Source organism: Mycolicibacterium rhodesiae, assembly GCF_002086695.1.
Lineage (GTDB): Bacteria > Actinomycetota > Actinomycetes > Mycobacteriales > Mycobacteriaceae > Mycobacterium > Mycobacterium rhodesiae.
The window spans coordinates 1-16,672 of record NZ_MVIH01000036.1; the positions used below are offsets into that span (position 1 = coordinate 1).

General features: G+C 66.4%; 11 protein-coding genes. 4 read left to right on the forward strand and 7 right to left on the reverse strand.

The genetic code is table 11. From position 1 onward, the window contains the following. Positions 1-532: 532 nt before the first annotated feature. Positions 533-5,107 (forward strand): glutamate synthase large subunit, encoded by a 4,575-nt coding sequence (gltB, locus tag BST42_RS28715; RefSeq protein WP_083123110.1) that lies wholly within the window; start codon positions 533-535, stop codon positions 5,105-5,107. After that, positions 5,100-6,566, forward strand: a complete 1,467-nt coding sequence (locus tag BST42_RS28720) for a glutamate synthase subunit beta (protein ID WP_083123100.1) — start codon at positions 5,100-5,102, stop codon at positions 6,564-6,566. The genes gltB and BST42_RS28720 overlap by 8 nt, the downstream gene beginning before the upstream one ends. 368 nt (positions 6,567-6,934) lie before the next feature. On the opposite strand, the gene BST42_RS28725 is transcribed toward BST42_RS28720, so the two are convergent. The 4 genes from BST42_RS28725 to BST42_RS28740 are packed head-to-tail and all read right to left on the reverse strand — an operon-like array spanning position 6,935 to position 10,116. Further along, a complete protein-coding gene (locus BST42_RS28725; RefSeq protein ID WP_083123101.1) occupies positions 6,935-7,777 on the reverse strand; it encodes an LLM class F420-dependent oxidoreductase in 843 nt (280 codons plus the stop codon). 37 nt (positions 7,778-7,814) lie between these two features. After that, complete coding sequence (locus BST42_RS28730) at positions 7,815-8,075, reverse strand: hypothetical protein (protein WP_083123102.1); 261 nt, start codon at positions 8,073-8,075, stop codon at positions 7,815-7,817. Between the two features lie 23 nt (positions 8,076-8,098). Next, positions 8,099-9,742 carry a SulP family inorganic anion transporter gene (locus tag BST42_RS28735; protein WP_083123103.1) on the reverse strand — a complete coding sequence of 548 codons (1,644 nt, stop codon included), beginning with the start codon at positions 9,740-9,742 and terminating at the stop codon, positions 8,099-8,101. Then, on the reverse strand, positions 9,739-10,116 hold the full coding sequence (locus BST42_RS28740; RefSeq protein WP_083123104.1) for an ArsR/SmtB family transcription factor: 378 nt from the start codon (positions 10,114-10,116) through the stop codon (positions 9,739-9,741). The genes BST42_RS28735 and BST42_RS28740 overlap by 4 nt, the downstream gene beginning before the upstream one ends. A 108-nt stretch (positions 10,117-10,224) precedes the next feature. On the opposite strand from BST42_RS28740, the gene BST42_RS28745 reads away from it, so the two are divergent. Beyond that, entirely contained in the window at positions 10,225-11,229 is a 1,005-nt protein-coding gene (locus BST42_RS28745) for a PHP domain-containing protein (RefSeq protein ID WP_083123105.1), read from the forward strand. On the opposite strand, the gene BST42_RS28750 is transcribed toward BST42_RS28745, so the two are convergent. Together BST42_RS28750 and BST42_RS28755 are read right to left on the reverse strand one after the other, a co-directional pair. Beyond that, on the reverse strand, positions 11,226-14,120 hold the full coding sequence (locus BST42_RS28750; RefSeq protein ID WP_083123106.1) for an MMPL/RND family transporter: 2,895 nt from the start codon (positions 14,118-14,120) through the stop codon (positions 11,226-11,228). The genes BST42_RS28745 and BST42_RS28750 overlap by 4 nt on opposite strands. Next, on the reverse strand, positions 14,117-14,542 hold the full coding sequence (locus tag BST42_RS28755; protein ID WP_083123107.1) for an MmpS family transport accessory protein: 426 nt from the start codon (positions 14,540-14,542) through the stop codon (positions 14,117-14,119). Before BST42_RS28755 ends, BST42_RS28750 begins: the two co-directional genes overlap by 4 nt. 130 nt (positions 14,543-14,672) lie before the next feature. Here BST42_RS28755 and BST42_RS28760 point away from each other — a divergent pair, with 130 nt between their 5' ends. Then, entirely contained in the window at positions 14,673-15,326 is a 654-nt protein-coding gene (locus BST42_RS28760; protein WP_165760962.1) for a TetR/AcrR family transcriptional regulator, read from the forward strand. Here BST42_RS28760 and dinB read toward each other — a convergent pair. Then, positions 15,323-16,528 (reverse strand): DNA polymerase IV, encoded by a 1,206-nt coding sequence (gene dinB / locus BST42_RS28765; RefSeq protein ID WP_083123109.1) that lies wholly within the window; start codon positions 16,526-16,528, stop codon positions 15,323-15,325. The two genes, BST42_RS28760 and dinB, sit on opposite strands and share 4 nt — an antisense overlap. Positions 16,529-16,672: the final 144 nt, after the last annotated feature.

Here is a 16,672-nt window from a genome sequence, read left to right on the forward strand (position 1 = left end):
TTGTGAGCACACACACCAGGTGAGAAGAACCCAACCACCACAACAGCGGCATCACCAAGATGACACTGAGTCGGTTTCGGCGAAGCAAAGCTAAGAATCCGACCAGAGTTTGCGCAAAGTCCCGGGCCGGACCGCCGTATGCCTCGTGGTGCCGGTGACGACGGCTGATGTGAGGTACACCGCAGCCGCCGGGCGGCCACCCTACGCCCTCAGCAAACAACCACCGCCAGGGCGAACGGAGCTACCCGTCCGTCCCCCGGGGCGCGAACCGGGCATCTGGCCATCAAAAGGGGTCTTGGACAACGGATTCCGCAGCCAAATGGCCCCGGTGATCACGTCTTCGATTCCCACCTCAGAGCAACCAAGTAAGCCTAGACTAAGTTGGCATGTCAGGCGGGGTTTGACATATCGTTTTACAACTTGTTGACACCACAGTGGAGCCCCGTTCAGTGACGCACGGAGGAATCCCTGGCGGGGCGCGGTGACGTCGACGAACCACCGCGCACAAAAGCTTGTGAAGGGTCAGGTGCGAATGCCCAGGAGTGTCGGGCTGTACAACCCCGCATATGAGCATGACTCATGTGGCGTCGCCATGGTGGTGGACATGCACGGCCGTCTCAGCCGCGACATCGTGGACAAGGCCATCACCGCCCTGCTGAACCTCGAGCACCGCGGCGCTGCGGGGGCCGAACCGCACAGCGGTGACGGCGCGGGCATCCTGCTGCAGGTGCCCGACGCGTTCCTGCGTGCGGTGGTCGACTTCGAGCTTCCCGCCGAAGGCTCCTACGCCACCGGCATCGCGTTCCTGCCGCAGTCGTCCCGCGATGCGTTGACCGCCTGCGAGGGCGTCGAGAAGATCGTCGAGGCAGAGGGCCTCGACGTCCTCGGCTGGCGCGACGTTCCCACCGACGACTCGTCGCTGGGCGCGCTGTCCCGCGACGCGATGCCGACCTTCCGCCAGGTGTTCATCGGCGGCGCATCCGGCATGGACCTGGAGCGCAAGGCCTACGTCATCCGCAAGCGCGCCGAGCACGAGCTGGGCAACAAGGGCCCGGGCCAGGACGGCCCCGGTCGCGAAACCGTTTACTTCCCAAGTCTTTCCGGGCAGACCTTCGTCTACAAAGGCATGCTGACCACCCCGCAGCTCAAGGCGTTCTACCTCGATCTGCAGGACGACCGGCTGGAGAGCGCGCTGGGCATCGTGCACTCGCGCTTCTCCACCAACACTTTCCCGTCCTGGCCGCTGGCCCACCCGTTCCGGCGGGTCGCCCACAACGGCGAGATCAACACCGTCACCGGAAACGAGAACTGGATGCGCGCCCGTGAGGCGCTCATCAAGACCGACATCTTCGGCACCGACGTCGAGAAGATCTTCCCGGTCTGCACCCCGGGCGCCTCGGACACCGCCCGCTTCGACGAGGTGCTCGAACTGCTGCACCTCGGTGGGCGCAGCCTCGCGCACTCGGTGCTGATGATGATCCCGGAGGCCTGGGAGCGCAACGAGTCGATGGACCCCGCCCGCCGGGCGTTCTACCAGTACCACGGCTCTTTGATGGAGCCGTGGGACGGACCGGCCTCGGTGTGCTTCTCCGACGGCACGGTCGTCGGCGCGGTGCTCGACCGCAACGGCCTGCGTCCGTCGCGTATCTGGGTCACCGAGGACGGCCTCGTGGTGATGGCCTCCGAGGCCGGCGTGCTGGATCTCGATCCGTCGACCGTCGTCAAGCGGATGCGCCTGCAGCCGGGCCGGATGTTCCTGGTGGACACCGCCCAGGGCCGCATCGTCTCCGACGAGGAGATCAAGGCCGAGCTGGCCTCCGGTGAGCCCTACCAGGAATGGCTGGACGACCAGCAGTTCCACCTTGACGATCTGCCCCAGGGTCCGTACGTGCGGATGCCGCATCACCGCGTGGTGCTGCGCCAGCAGGCCTTCGGCTACACCTACGAAGAGCTCAACCTGCTGGTCGCGCCGATGGCGCGGACCGGGGCGGAGCCGCTGGGCTCGATGGGCACCGACACCCCGATCGCCGTGCTCTCGTCGCGGCCGCGGATGCTGTTCGACTACTTCCAGCAGCTGTTCGCACAGGTGACCAACCCGCCGCTGGACGCCATCCGCGAAGAGGTGGTGACCAGCCTGCAGGGCACCGTCGGCCCGGAGGGCGACCTGCTCAACCCGCAGCCGGAGTCGTGCCACCAGATCGGCCTTCGCCAGCCGATCCTGCGCAACCACGAACTGGCCAAGCTGATCAACCTCAACCCGGACGACACGGTCCGCGGCCGTAAGCACGGCATGCGCTCCGCCGTCATCCGATGTCTGTATCCCGTCGCCAAGGGCGGCGAAGGCTTGCGCCGTGCGCTCGACGACATTCGTGACGCGGCGTCGAAGGCCATCGCCGACGGCGCCCGGATCCTGATCATCTCCGACCGCGAGTCCAACGAGAACCTGGCGCCGATCCCGTCGCTGCTCGCGGTCGCGGCCATTCACCATCACCTCGTTCGCACCCGGACCCGCACCCAGGTCGGCCTGGTCGTGGAGGCCGGCGACGCCCGCGAGGTGCATCACATGGCGGCTTTGGTCAGCTTCGGCGCCGCCGCGATCAACCCCTATATGGCGTTCGAGTCGATCGACGACATGATCGGCCGCGGAGTGATCGAGGGCATCAGTCGCGAGAAGGCGCTGCAGAACTACATCAAGGCTGCCGGCAAGGGTGTGCTGAAGGTGATGTCGAAGATGGGCATCTCCACTCTGGCCTCCTACACCGGCTCGCAGCTGTACCAGGCCATCGGCATCTCCCAGAAGGTGCTCGACGAGTACTTCACCGGGTTGCACTGCCCGGTCGGCGGGATCGACCTCGACGACATCGCCGCCGACGTCGCCACCCGCCATCAGCTGGCCTACCTGGACCGCCCCGACGAGCGAGCGCACCGCGAGCTCGAGGTCGGCGGCGAATACCAGTGGCGCCGCGAGGGCGAGTATCACCTGTTCAACCCGGACACGGTGTTCAAGCTGCAGCACTCCACTCGCACCGGGCAGTACAAGGTCTTCAAGGAGTACACCCAGCTGGTCGACGACCAGAGTGAGCGGATGGCGTCGCTGCGCGGGCTGCTGAAGTTCAAAGATGGTGTGCGGCCGTCCATTCCGATCGAGGAAGTCGAATCGGCCAGCGAGATCGTGAAGCGGTTCTCCACGGGTGCCATGAGCTACGGCTCGATCTCGGCCGAGGCGCACGAGACCCTGGCGATCGCGATGAACCGCCTCGGCGGGCGGTCGAACTCCGGCGAGGGCGGCGAGGCGGTCAGCCGCTTCGAGCGCGAGCCCAACGGCGACTGGCGCCGCAGCGCCATCAAACAGGTGGCTTCCGGCCGCTTCGGTGTGACGTCGCACTACCTGACGAACTGCACCGACATCCAGATCAAGATGGCCCAGGGCGCCAAACCAGGTGAGGGCGGCCAACTTCCGGGTCACAAGGTGTACCCGTGGGTGGCCGAGGTGCGGCACTCCACGCCAGGCGTCGGCTTGATCTCGCCGCCGCCGCACCACGACATCTACTCGATCGAGGATCTGGCACAGCTGATCCACGACCTGAAGAACGCCAACCCGCAGGCCCGCGTGCACGTGAAGCTGGTGAGCGAGAACGGTGTCGGCACCGTCGCGGCAGGTGTGTCCAAAGCGCACGCCGACGTGGTGCTGATCTCCGGCCACGACGGCGGCACCGGTGCGACGCCGCTGACGTCCCAGAAGCATGCGGGTGCGCCGTGGGAGCTCGGTCTGGCCGAGACCCAGCAGACGCTGCTGCTCAACGGATTGCGTGACCGGATCGTGGTGCAGGTCGACGGCCAGCTCAAGACCGGCCGCGACGTGGTGGTCGCCGCTCTGCTGGGCGCCGAGGAATTCGGCTTCGCCACCGCACCGCTGGTGGTGTCGGGCTGCATCATGATGCGGGTCTGCCACCTCGACACCTGCCCGGTCGGCGTCGCCACCCAGAACCCGGTGCTGCGCGAACGTTTCGACGGCAAGCCGGAATTCGTCGAGAACTTCTTCATGTTCATCGCCGAAGAGGTCCGCGAGCTGATGGCTCAGTTGGGCTTCCGCACCGTCAACGAGATGGTCGGCCAGGTCAATGCGCTCGACACCGCGCAGGCCGCCGAGCACTGGCGAGCGCACAAGCTGGACCTGACCCCGGTTCTGCACGAGCCGGATTCGGCGTTCATGAATCAGGATCTGTACTGCAGCTCACGCCAGGACCACGGCCTGGACAAGGCCCTGGATCAGCAGCTGATCGTGATGAGCCGCGAGGCGCTGGATTCCGGTACGCCGGTGCGCTTCTCGACGACGATCGCCAACACCAACCGGACCGTCGGCACGATGCTCGGCCACGAGCTCACCAAAGCCTATGGCGCCAACGGGCTTCCGGACGGCACCATCGACATCACTTTCGACGGTTCGGCGGGCAACAGCTTCGGCGCGTTCGTGCCCAAGGGAGTGACGCTTCGGGTCTACGGCGACGCCAACGACTACGTCGGCAAGGGTCTGTCCGGCGGACGGCTCGTGCTGCGGCCGTCGGACAAGGCGCCGGAAGACTATGTGGCCGAAGCCAACATCATCGGCGGCAACGTGATCCTGTTCGGTGCCACCAGTGGTACCGCGTTCATCCGCGGCACGGTGGGCGAGCGGTTCGCGGTGCGCAACTCCGGTGCGCACGCCGTCGTCGAGGGCGTCGGTGACCACGGCTGCGAGTACATGACCGGCGGACGGGTGGTGATCCTCGGCGAGACGGGCCGCAACTTCGCTGCGGGCATGTCCGGTGGCGTCGCCTACGTCTACGACCCTGACGGCAAATTGCCGGCCAACCTCAACACCGAGATGGTCGACATCGACGAGTTCGACGACGCCGACGTCGAGTGGCTGCGCGACATCATCGTCGCGCATGTGGACGCCACCGATTCGGTTGTGGGCCAGCGCATCTTGGCTGACTGGTCCGGACAGGTAGGTAATTTCGTGAAAGTGATGCCGCGCGACTACAAGGCCGTGCTGCAGGCGATCGCGGCGGCTGAGGCCGCCGGCGAGGATGTCGATAAGGCGATCATGGCGGCCGCTCATGGGTGACCCGAGTGGCTTCCTGAAGATCACCACGCGTGAGACGCCGGTGCGCCGACCGGTGGATCTGCGCCTGCGGGACTGGAAAGAGGTCTACGAGGACTTCTCCCAGGACACCCTGGAGAAGCAGGCGTCGCGCTGCATGGACTGCGGAATTCCGTTCTGCCACAACGGCTGCCCGCTGGGCAACCTGATCCCGGAGTGGAACGACCTGGTGTACCGGGACCGGTGGCGCGACGCGATCGAGCGGCTGCACGCCACCAACAACTTCCCGGAGTTCACCGGCCGGCTGTGCCCGGCGCCGTGTGAGGCCTCCTGCGTGCTGGGCATCAATCAGGACCCGGTGACCATCAAGCAGGTCGAGGTCGAGATCATCGACAACGCCTTCGACGAGGGCTGGGTCGTCCCGATGCCGCCGCACGTCATCACCGGCAAGAAGGTCGCGGTCGTCGGCTCCGGCCCCGCCGGGCTGGCGGCTGCCCAGCAGCTGACCCGTGCCGGCCACGACGTCACCGTCTTTGAGCGGGCCGACCGCATCGGCGGGCTGCTGCGCTACGGGATCCCCGAGTTCAAGATGGAGAAGCGCCACATCGATCGGCGCCTGGCCCAGATGGAAGCCGAGGGCACCAAGTTCCGCGCCGGCGTCAACGTCGGGGTCGATATCAGCGCCGACCAGCTGCGGGCCGACTTCGACGCGGTCGTCCTCGCCGGCGGAGCCACCGACTGGCGGGATCTGCCGATCCCGGGTCGCCAGTTCGAGGGCGTCTACCAGGCGATGGAGTACCTGCCATGGGCCAACAAGGCCACCCACGGCGACCCGGTCCTCGACGAGGACGGTCAGCCGCCGATCACGGCCAAGGGTAAGAAGGTCGTCATCATCGGTGGCGGCGACACCGGCGCCGACTGCCTGGGCACCGCCCACCGGCAGGGTGCGGCCAGCATCCACCAGTTCGAGATCATGCCGCGGCCGCCCGAGACCCGGGCCGACTCGACCCCGTGGCCGACCTACCCCCTGATGTTCCGGGTGTCCTCGGCTCATGAAGAGGGCGGCGAGCGGGTGTTCTCGGTCAACACCGAGAAGTTCGTCGGCCACGAGGGCAAGGTCACCGGTCTGCGCGCGCATGAAGTGGTGATGAAGGACGGCAAGTTCGAAAAGGTGGACGGCACCGACTTCGAGCTCGAGGCCGACCTGGTGTTGCTGGCGATGGGCTTCGTCGGGCCGGAAAAGCCAGGCTTGCTCACCGACCTGGGCGTGGATCTCACCGAGCGGGGCAACGTCGCCCGCGACAACGAGTTCGGCACGTCGGTGCCGGGTGTCTTCGTCGCCGGCGACATGGGCCGCGGCCAGTCGCTGATCGTGTGGGCGATCGCGGAAGGCCGAGCCGCCGCCAAGGGCGTCGACCGCTACCTGATGGGCCACTCCGCCTTGCCGGCGCCGATCAAACCGACCGCAGCCCCGCAGCGCTGATCCACTTCGCGTCACACTGGTAACTCCAGTCCCACCAGAATCATCGGATTAATCGGCGGCGCGCCTCTTGCCGTTTGCGGTGTGATCTGTGTCTAATTGCTGGAGTGAGCGTTGCGGTAACGTGGGCTCCGCTTGAGTTGATATCCGACCACAGGAGTGATCCTTGTGTACCTCAACCCGATATCTCGTTCGCGGGTCGGGCGTATTGCCTGGTCCTTCTTCCGTCACCCGGTGAGGAGCCGTGAGTGGCCGGCCAAGCACGAGCGCCTGGTGACCGCCGACGAGCTCGTCCGCTTCGGTTTCTAGCAACGCCAATCCGCCGATAGTTGACGCCGGCGCAGCTTTGCCGGCCGTTACCCGGCTGTTATCTACAGGCCTGAGTCTCGGATCGCTTCGGCCAACGGCTCCAGCACCGCCGGGTTGTGCGGTGGGGGCAGATAGACGATCGCCAAGTCCAGACCCTCGGCCGCCAGTGCCGCGGCCTCGTCGATCGCCTTGGCGTAGTCGTGATCCTCACTGAGCCGGACGTGGGCGGAGGTCATGATCTCGCTCGGATCGCGGCCGATGTCGGCGCAATGCGATGCCAGAACGCTGCGCTTGTGGGCGAACTCCTCAGGGGTGCCGCCGGCGAAATTCCAATGCTGGGCGTATTTCGCCACGATGCGTAGCGTGCGCTTTTCGCCGCTGCCGCCGATGCAGATCGGGGGGTGCGGCCGCTGCGGACCCTTCGGCTCGTTGCGGGCGTCCTTGAGTTGGTAGTAAGTCCCGTCGAAGTCGGTGGTCTCCTGGCTGAGCAGTCCGATGAGCACCTGGCAGGCTTCTTCGAAGCGGTCCAGACGCTCTTTGACGCTGCCCAGTTCGATGCCGTAGGCGCCGGACTCCTCTTCGTTCCAGCCGGCGCCGATGCCGAGTTCGAGACGGCCGCCGGAGATGATGTCGACGGCGGCGGCCATATTGGCCAGCACCGCGGGATGCCGGTAATGGATGCCGCTGACCAGGTTGCCGAGCCGGAGCCGCGTGGTCGCCTGCGCCAGCGCGGTCAGTGTGGTCCAGCCCTCCAGACAGGGGCCGCTCGAGTCCGAGAAGATCGGATAGAAATGGTCGAAGGTCCAGCCGGAGTGGAAGACGTCGATGTCATCGGCGGCCTGCCAGACCGCCAACATGTCGGTCCACGTGGTGTTTTGGGGGGAGGTTTTGAAGGCGAATTGCACTGTGCCGAGCTTAGTCCGGTTCGCTGACCGGCACCTGTCAGGCGGCGTCCACGCGGATCAGTTCGCTGCGGCCGGCGGACTCGCGGCGCAGTGTTTTGGCGAGCGCGTGGACGAGCAACCACTGTGCCAAACCGGCGACCACCAGGGGCCAGAGTGCGCCGGCAAGCAGGGCGGGACCGGCCGCCACGTCGGGCGCCGCGAACTGGCTGCGGCGAGACCAGGCGGCGAACGCCACGGCGCCGCCCGCGACGAGCGCGGCGATGCACAGGTAGGCGATTACCCACTGGACCGAAGACATGGCAAATCTGTACCCCATCGTTCTCAGGGATAAACCGCCCGTGCGACGTGTGAGCGTGCGTGGGCGACTGCCTCGTCAAGGGAGTCGATCAGATGATTCTCGTGGCGAAGGGCATCGACGATCCCCATGTTGGCGAGCAACGCCATGTGCTCGGGCCGCACGCCCTTGATGATGACGGTGACGCCGCGCGCCTCCAGATCTTCGGCGATCTCGGCGAGGGTGTGCGCGCCGGTGGCGTCCAGCATGCCGAGCTGGGACATCCGGATGATCACCACCGACACGTCGGGGTAGTTGGTGATCGCGGTGGAGAGTCGCTCGGCGGCGCCGAAGAACATCGCGCCGTCCAACCGCAGCAGCGCGATGCGTTCGTCGCCGGGGCGGGCCGGCCCGGGTAGCTCTTCCCGGACCACGCTGCTGCGCCGCGCGACCGTCCGCAGCGCGAAGAACGCCGCGATCAGGATGCCGATTTCGACCGCCTCGATCAGGTCGAAGCACACCGTGACGACCGCGGTGAGGGTGAACGCCAGCGCGTCCGAGCGGGTGGAGCCGACGATCTTGGCGACCGTGCTCAGCGAGATCATCCGAAACGACGTCACCATCAGCACACCGGCCAAGGCGGACAACGGAATCGCCGCGACCGGGCCGGTCGCCAGATAGACGACGCCGAGCAACAGCAGCGAGTGCACGATGGCCGACAGCCGGGTACGCGCTCCTGCCCGCACGTTCACCGCGGTGCGGGCGATCGCGCCGGTGGCCGGCATGCCGCCGAAGAGGCCGGACGCCATCGACGCAAGACCCTGTCCGACGAGTTCGCGGTCCGGATCGTAGGGGCCGGTCGGCGACATGGTCGCCGCCACCCGCGCCGACAGCAGCGATTCGATGGCGGCGAGCGCTGCGATGGCCACTGCGGCGCCGAGCAGCGTGCGCAGCGCCGCGGGATCGGCGTGCGGCACCAGTGGCGCGGGCAGATGCGCAGGCAGGTTCCCGATTGTGGTGACCGGGAAGTGGACGGCGACGACGAGCAGGGTGCTGACGATGACGGCGGTCAGCGATTCGGGAATTGCGCGGTGCACGCGCGGCAGACCGACCATGACTGCGGCGACGAAGGCCACGACGGCGAGGGCGCGCCACGCCGTCGACCAATCGGCCCGGGCGACGACCGTCCAGGCGGCGACCAGCGTGCGTTGCCCGCTGGGAGCTGCGACACCGAAAGCGGCGGGCACCTGTTGGAGAAAGATGATCGCCGCGATGCCGAGCGTGAAGCCCTCGATCACCGGCCATGGGATGAACGTGACCGCACGGCCCAGCCCGGTGATACCGGCGGCCAGCACGATCAACCCGGCCAGGACCGTGGCCAGCGCGACGCTGCCGACACCGTGCTGTGCCACGATCGGCGCGAGCACCACCGCCATGGCTCCCGTCGGCCCCGACACCTGAACATGCGATCCGCCGAAAATCGCGGCGACCACCCCGGCGATCACCGCCGTCACCAATCCGGCGGCCGCCCCGACTCCGGAACTGATGCCGAACGCCAACGCCAGCGGCAGGGCCACCACACCCACCGTGATTCCGGCGAGAATGTCGCGGCGCCACGATCGGGGCAGGTCGGCGTAGTCACTCAGTCGTGGAAGCAGCCGCGACAGTTGACCGGCAGCCCGGGTGATCACTGCGGATTTCCCACCGGAGGTAATGCATCGAAGGCCGAGAGCTGCTCGTGACGGGCTTTGAGAGTGTCGGCCAGAAAGCCGCGCGCAGAGACGAGCAGATCCCGGATCGACGGGTGGGCGAGTTCGTAGTGCACGGCATTGCGGGTCCTCTCCGACGACACGACGTGATGACGTCTGAGCACTGCCAGGTGCTGCGACAGCAACGTCGGTTCGATCTCGGTCGCCGCGAGAATGTCACTTACCGGCGTCGGCCGGTCACTGGCCGACAAAATCTCCAGCACGCGAATACGCGCGGGGTGCGCCAGCGCCTTGAAGAGGTTGGCCTTGATCTCGTAGAGCGGCCGTTCGTCGCCGCCGGGAAAGCTGGTGGGCACTACGCACCTCGGATTGATGACTTTATGGATTGAGCAAAATCGCAATCAGCTTAGCGCGGACGTGCTCGCCGGCCAAACGGCGTCATGTGCGCGGGGCACACTGGAGCCATGGACCCGGTGGCCGCGCTCCGCGAAATCGCCTACTACAAGGACCGTGCCCGGGAGGACTCCCGGCGTGTGATGGCGTACCGCAAAGCCGCCGACATCGTCGAGGCGCTGGACGAGCAGACCCGTGACCGGCACGGCCGCGCCAACAGCTGGCAGAGCCTGCCGGGCATCGGGCCGAAGACGGCGAAGGTGATCGCGCAGGCCTGGGCCGGTCAGGAACCCGACGTGCTGGTCGAATTGCGCGACTCCGCCGAAGACCTCGGCGGCGGCGACATCCGCGCGGCGCTGCGCGGCGACCTGCACCTGCATTCCAATTGGTCGGACGGGTCGGCTCCGATTCCCGAGATGATGGCCGCGGCGGCCGCGCTCGGCCACGAGTACTGCGTGCTGACCGACCATTCGCCGCGACTGACCATCGCCAACGGGCTCTCGCCGGACCGGCTGCGCCAGCAGCTCGACGTCATCGACGAGCTGCGGGAGAAGATGGCCCCCTTCCGGATTCTCACCGGCATCGAGGTCGACATCCTCGATGACGGGACGCTGGACCAGGAGCCTGAGTTGCTGGACCGCCTCGACGTGGTCGTCGCCAGCGTGCATTCGAAGCTGGCGATGGACGAACCGTCGATGACGCGGCGGATGGTCCGCGCGGTGAGCAACTCGCGGGTCAACGTCCTCGGCCACTGCACGGGCCGGCTGGTGACCGGCAACCGCGGCCTGCGGCCCGAGTCGAAGTTCGACGCCGAGAAGGTCTTCACCGCGTGCCGGGACAACAACACCGCCGTGGAGATCAACTCACGGCCCGAGCGCCGCGACCCGCCGACGCGGCTGCTGAAGCTGGCGCTGGATATCGGCTGCGATTTCTCGATCGACACCGACGCGCACGCCCCGGGCCAACTGGACTTCCTCGGCTACGGCGCACAGCGCGCGCTGGACAGCGACGTTCCCGTCGAGCGAGTCGTCAACACGTGGCCGGTCGAGAAGCTGTTGGGTTGGGCCGCAAGCTAACTGCCGACCGGTGCCAGCTCACGCTTCCGGCTTGGCCACGGTTGCGGCACCGGCCGCGGACGGACCCGCTGCGGCCACCAGAACCAGCGACCGAGCAGTGCTGCCAGCGACGGTGTCATCAGTGATCGCACCACCAAGGTGTCGAACAGCAGACCGAGACCGATCGTCGTGCCCACCTGGCCGATGACGATCATGTCGCTGACCGCCATCGAGATCATCGTGAACGCGAACACCAGCCCCGCCGAGGTCACCACCGACCCTGTCCCCGCCATCGAACGGATGATCCCGGTCTTGAGTCCGGCGTGGAATTCCTCCTTCATCCGGGACACCAACAGCAGGTTGTAGTCGGCGCCCACCGCGAGCAGCACGATGACCGACATCGGCAGCACCATCCAGTGCAGCGGTATGCCGATCAGGTGCTGCCACAGCAGGACCGAAAGGCCAAAGGAGGTACCAAGACTCAGCACGACCGTGCCGACGATGACCGCTGCGGCCGCCACCGCCCTGGTCAGCACCACCATGATCAGGAAGATCAGGATCAACGACGCCACCGCTGCGATGAGCAGGTCGTAGTCGGCACCGAGCTGCATGTCCTTGTTCATCGAGGCGCTTCCCCCGACGTACACCGTCGACCCTTCCAGCGGCGTCCCCTTGATCGCGTCGACGGCGGCGGTGCGCAGCGGGTCGATGTGCGAGGTGCCCTGCTCGCTGAGCGGGTCACCCTGGTGATTCACCGTGAAGCGCACCGCATGGCCGTCAGGGGAGAGGAACAACTTCATACCGCGCTGGAAGTCGGCTGTTCCGAACGCCTCTGGTGGCAGGTAGAACGTGTCGTCGTTGCGCGCGGCGTCGAAGGCCTGGCCCATCGCCGTCGCGTTCTGCTGCTGCGCGATGTTCTGGTCCTGCTGGGCCTTCTGCGCCTGATACTGATTGAGCATCATCTGCTTCTGGTTCTTCATGGTCTGGATCTGCGCAGGCAGCACCGCGGCCATCTGGGGCGTCAGGTCGGCCATGCGCTCGATGTCGGGCACCAAGTCCTGGAAGTCGTCGGACATCTTGCCGATACCGTCGAGGCTGTCGAACACCGATCGCAGCGCCCAGCACATCGGGATGTCGAAGCAGTGCGGTTCCCAGTAGAAGTAGTTGCGTAACGGCCGGAACTGGTCGTCGAAGTCGGCGAGATGATCGCGAACGTCGGCAATGTCAGCAGAGGTACCCTTCATCTTGTCTGCCATCCGGCGGGTGACGGCGGCCAACTCCATTGTGATGCCGTACATCTGGGTCATCGAGTCGATGGAGACCTGCATGTCGTTGGCTTGTTTGAGGGTGTTGTCCAGGATCGTTTGCTGGTAGTCGTTGTTCATGAGTTGGCCTGTGCCGCTTTGACTCATGCTGTAGGCCAGCGAGGCGTGTTCGATCGGCTTGCCGTCGGGGCGCGTGATGGTGGTGACCTGCGCGATGCCGTTGACCCGAGACATTGCCTTGGCGATCTTCTCGATCACCAGGAAGTCGGCGGGATTCCGCAGATCGTGGTCGGCCTCCACCATGACGAGCTCAGGATTCATCTTGGCCTCGGAGAAGTGCCGGTCGGCGGCCGCCTGCCCGACATTGGCCGGGATGTCGTCCGGCAGGTAGATCCGGTCGTTGTAGGTGGTGTGATAGCCCGGCAGCGCAAGCAGTCCGACGAGGCACAGCACCACCGCCGAGACCAGCACTGCGCCCGGCCAGCGGACCGTCGCGGCACCCACACGGCGCCAACCCCGAGACTTCTTGTTGCCCTTCGGTTCCAGGACTCGACCGAACCGGCTGACGATCGAGATGACTGCAGGACCCAGCGTCAGCCCGGCCGCCACCACGACGGTCATGCCGACCGCCAATGGAATTCCCATGGTCTGGAAATACGGCAGCCGGGTGAAGTGCAGGCACAGAGTCGCCCCGGCGATCGTCATACCCGAGGCGAGCACCACGTGTGCGGTGCCGTGGTACATGTCGTAGTAAGCCGATTCGCGATCCTTGCCCTTGCGCCGCGCTTCCTGGTATCGACCGATCATGAAGATCGCGTAATCGGTCGCGGCCGCGATGGCCAGTGTGACAACCATATTCGTGGCGAAGGTGGTCAGTCCGAACACATTGTGATAACCGAGGAACGCGACGGTGCCCGTAGACGTGAGTAGCCCTACCACGACCATGCCCAGCGTGATCACCGTGGTGACCAGTGACCGGTAGATCAACAACAGCATGATCGTGATCACGCCGAAGGTCAGCGCCTCGATCGTCTCCATACTGGCGTCACCGACGGCGTTCTGGTCTGTCGTCGTCGCCGACGGACCCGCCACGTAGGCCTTGACCCCCGGCGGCGCGGGGGTGTCGGCAGCGATTTTGCGGACGGCGTCCACCGATTCGTTGGCGAGAGTCTCGCCCTGGTCGCCGCTGATGTACACCTGCACGTAAGCGGCTTTGCCATCGATACTTTGGGCGCCGGCCGCCGTCAGTGTGTCACCCCAGAAGTCCTGGACATGCTGGACGTGCTTGGTATCGGCCCGCAGGGAACGGACCATCTCGTCGTAGAACGCATGGGCGTCGGGACCCAACGGCTGCTGACCTTCGAGCACGATCATCACCGAACTGCTGGTTTTGTACTCTCCGAACACCTCGCCGACCCGTTTGGTCGCGATGAGTGACGGGGCATCGTTGGGGCTCATCGACACCGCGCGCATCTTGCCGACCACTGCCAGCGGCGGCACAGTGATCGTCAGGAACGCGATCAGGGCGATCCACGCCAGTACGATCGGGATCGCGAAGGCGCGGATCAATCGAGGCAGCGCAGGGGGTTTGGCGTGCCGGGCCGACGGGATGGCGTCGGTCGGGGCATCGTCGACACCAGTACTCATGCGGCCTTCACCAAGCAGTACGTTGCGGCGTTCACTCCCTGGGCCGTCCTTTCGTCCTTGACCTTGTCGTCGACGAGCACGCGACAGCCGATCGATTGACCGTCCCCCTGAACCACCAGATTCGGCATCACAGAGGGAACCGTTGTCTCGAGCCGCAGCGACCACGGGAGGCTGACTTCGCCTGTCCGCTGGGGTAATCCGTTGAGATCGGTGTAGTTGACCACCGCGGTCGTACCGCTCCCGAAGACTTCGTAGACGACGACCTTCGGATTGAACTTGGCGGCGCTGTCGGACCCCACCGGTGTGACGACGGCCCCGTCGGAACCGAACACCGACCGAAGCTGGCTCACACTGGCGATTCCGACCACGACGGCCAACACCATGAGAGTGGGCAACCAGACCCGTTTGACGAAAGCAATCAAGGCCCAGGCCTTTCTCTGACAGCCGCAGGTCGTCCGACGCTCGCGATCTAGGTAGGCAATCTAAGAGGTTAAGTGGATAGAGTCAATCCGGTTATTGGCTTACGTTAGGCACATCACTAAACTCGGACGAGTGATTGACAAACCGTGCCGTGGGCTGCGCAAAGACGCTGAGCTCAACCGGCAGCGGATTGTGCAGGCGGCCCGTGAGCTGTTCGCTGTCCGGGGCCTGGAAGCGACGCTCAATGACATCGCGCACTACGCAGGGGTTGGGGTGGGCACGGTGTACCGGCGATTCGCCACCAAGGAGGAGCTGCTCGACGCGATCTTCTCCGACGGCATCGACCAGGTGGTTTGCCTCGCGGAAACAGCTGCGCAGCAAGAGAATTCGTGGGATGGCTTCGTGTGGTTCGTCGAGCATCTCTGCGAATTGACGGCGACCGACCGTGGTCTGCGCCAGATGGTCTACAGCTCGGCCTACGGCGGTCAGGGCGTCGAGTGTGCGCGGCTGCGCCTCACTCCACCGATCTCGAAGCTGGTCGAGCGCGCCCGCGACGACGGTTACCTGCGTCGCGACGCCGAGTCGACCGACATGCCGATCCTGGGCATGCTTGCCGGCACAGTCAGCGAATGGGCCGGCCACGTCGAGCCCGAACTGTGGCGGCGGTACGTGGCGCTGCTGCTCGAAGGCATGCGCAGCCGGGACGGCCAAGAGCCGTTGCCGGTCGACGCACTCGACGATGACCAGATGGATGCGGCGATGCGCGGATGGCACCCGGCCGGCTAATCCGGCAGGTGCGGCATCTCCAGACCTGGGTCACGCCCGACGAGCACACCGCGAGTCAGCATCGCGTTGCCGTACCGCCGCCGGACCCGGTCGACCGTCGCGTCGAGGTCCAGCGTCTCGACGCGCCCGCCATCGAGCGGAAGCTCCAATTGCTGGGCGCCATCGTGGTCGATATTGGCCACGGCAAAGCCGATCAATGTGATGCCGCGCTCGGCGATCAGGGGCTGGGCGGCAGCGACCAGGTCACGTGCCGCGGCCAGGATGGATGCGGTGGACCCGGTGGGTCTGGCCATGGTGTGTGATCGAGTGATCCTGGTGAAGTCGTCAAAACGCAAGCGCAGCACCACTGTTCGGCCGGTGCGCTGGGCTGAGCGCATCCTGCGCGTGATCCGGTCCACCAGTCCGACCACCACGGTGTCCAGCTCGTCAGGAGTGATCCCCCGCCGGCCCAGCGCGCGTTGGGCGCCCACCGACCGGCGGCGACGGCCGGTGTCGACCCGGCGCCGATCGATGTTCCGCGATAACGAATACAGCTGCCTGCCCATCGCCGGGCCGACCATTGACGCCAGCATCGACTCCCCGAGCTCAGCGACCTGGGCGACGGTGTCGATGCCGTACGCGTGCAACTTGTCGGCAGTCTTGGGCCCCACACCCCACAGTCTGCGCACCGGCAGCGGATGCAGGAATTCCAGCTCCCGCTCGGGTGGCACCAGGAGCAGTCCATCGGGTTTGGCTTCCTGGCTGGCGACCTTGGCCAGGAACTTGGTACGCGCAATGCCCACCGTGATCGGCAGCCCGACTCGGTCGCGAACCTCGTTCCGCAGCCGCGCCCCGATCTGGACCGGGTCGCCGGACAGTCGGTGCAAGCCGGCAACGTCGAGGAAGGCCTCGTCCACCGAGAGCGGTTCGACCAGCGGTGTGGTGTCGCGGAACACCGCGAAGACGTCGTCGCTGGCCTGGCTGTAGGCCGACATCCGCGGCGGGACCACGACGGCCGCGGGACACAGCCGGCGGGCCTGGTGGCCGCCCATTGCGGTGCGCACTCCGTAGGCCTTGGCCTCATAGCTTGCGGCGAGCACCACACCCCCGCCGACGATCACCGGACGGCCGCGCAGCGTCGGGTCATCGCGCTGCTCGACCGAGGCGTAGAACGAGTCGAGATCAGCGTGCAGGATGGTCGCCCGGCCGCCGGACACGAACATATGTTCGCATGCCGGTCCGACAATTGCCTACGGTGGTGCGGGCCCGTCGGCCGGCGGCGGGGGCGGCGGGGGGGGGGGGGGGGGGCGGGGGGGGGGGGGGGGGGGGGGGGGGGGGGGGGGGGGGGGGGGGGGGGGGGGGGGGGG

Bases quoted from the DNA above. Each gene is read 5' to 3' on its own strand.
- BST42_RS28750 (WP_083123106.1), bottom strand. From the start codon at position 14,120: ATGAGTACTGGTGTCGACGATGCCCCGACCGACGCCATCCCGTCGGCC.
- gltB (WP_083123110.1), top strand. From the start codon at position 533: ATGCCCAGGAGTGTCGGGCTGTACAACCCCGCATATGAGCATGACTCA.
- BST42_RS28730 (WP_083123102.1), bottom strand. From the start codon at position 8,075: ATGTCTTCGGTCCAGTGGGTAATCGCCTACCTGTGCATCGCCGCGCTC.
- dinB (WP_083123109.1), bottom strand. From the start codon at position 16,528: ATGTTCGTGTCCGGCGGCCGGGCGACCATCCTGCACGCTGATCTCGAC.
- BST42_RS28720 (WP_083123100.1), top strand. From the start codon at position 5,100: ATGGGTGACCCGAGTGGCTTCCTGAAGATCACCACGCGTGAGACGCCG.
- BST42_RS28745 (WP_083123105.1), top strand. From the start codon at position 10,225: ATGGACCCGGTGGCCGCGCTCCGCGAAATCGCCTACTACAAGGACCGT.